This is a genomic window from Paraburkholderia tuberum STM678, from assembly GCF_902833905.1.
Taxonomy (GTDB): domain Bacteria; phylum Pseudomonadota; class Gammaproteobacteria; order Burkholderiales; family Burkholderiaceae; genus Paraburkholderia; species Paraburkholderia tuberum.
This window is the reverse complement of sequence record NZ_CADFGP010000168.1, coordinates 1-1058: the sequence shown is the minus strand read 5'-3', so window position 1 is coordinate 1058 and position 1058 is coordinate 1. Positions and strand designations below refer to the sequence as shown.

General features: G+C 57.7%; 1 pseudogene. It reads left to right on the top strand.

Going from position 1 to position 1058, the window contains the following annotated elements:
* Nucleotides 1-331 precede the first annotated feature (331 nt).
* Nucleotides 332-819, top strand: a pseudogene (locus tag HWY30_RS40775) (transposase); the annotation flags it as partial.
* Between the last annotated feature and the right edge of the window lie 239 nt (nucleotides 820-1058).

The window sequence follows — 1058 nt, the reverse complement described above, 5'->3', positions numbered from 1 at the left end:
CTTCAATGCTTCCCACCGTTTGTCTCCTGAAGACGGCTGCCTCATGCAAGGGTAGGAAAAATATTTGTTCCGCGCTTGTCGACAATCAGGGGGCCGGCCGGCTGCAACCATACAGTATTGATTCAAGTTGTCGTCCGGTGCGATTGACGCACGATTTATTCGGCTTCTGACGAATCCAGAACCGGCGGTAAGATCGTTTCCGTGGACCGTGCCCAAGCCTGCGTGTCAGATCTTCAAGCGGCGGCTGGGGCGCGGGACGTCCGGGATGGATCGCAGGTTCGCGTTCGCGTGGGCGCTCGACCGTGTCCCAGCGCGAGGGGCCGATATCTAGCTGTTTCGCAAGAGCAAAGGAACCGGTGCGATGCTTTGCTACATGGGCCATGTACTGACTGACAATCGGCACGGCCTGGTAGTCAACGCGCAGGTGACGCTGGCGACGGGCACCGCCGAGCGCGACTGCGCCGCGCAAATGCTTGCTGACGCCGCGAAGGTGGCCCCGGGCGGCATTACGGTCGGGCAGACAAGAACTACGACACGGCCGGCTTTGTTGCCACCTGTCGAGCAAATCGCGTCACGCCTCATGTCGCGCAAAACGATGGGCGTCCAGGAGGCTCAGCGATTGACGAGCGAACCACGCGTTGGCCGGGTTACGCGGTCAGCCAGCAAAAACGTAAGCGGATTGAGCAGGTGTTCGGATGGGGCAAGACAGTCGGACGAATTCGACAGGCGATGTATCGAGGACTTGAACGCGTGGACCAGCTCTTCGTGCTGACGCAGGTCGGCTACAACCTGACGCGTATGCGCACACTTGCCCGTTGAGGGCCGGGATGCAGTGGATAACATCGATATGGTGAAACCGTTAGCAGCCTCGAACGCCCGGAAACGCGTTCCGCGTTTCAGAAGTGCGAACTCAGCATCCGTCGCAATGCACCTGAGTGCATCAACGACGGATATTTCAACAGCCTGCTAATCTTACTGTGTCACAAAAATTGATTTGCAGCAAGGTAATACCTGGTAGTATTAAATAATACAGACTTCGGGCGATCGCGATGAGAGAA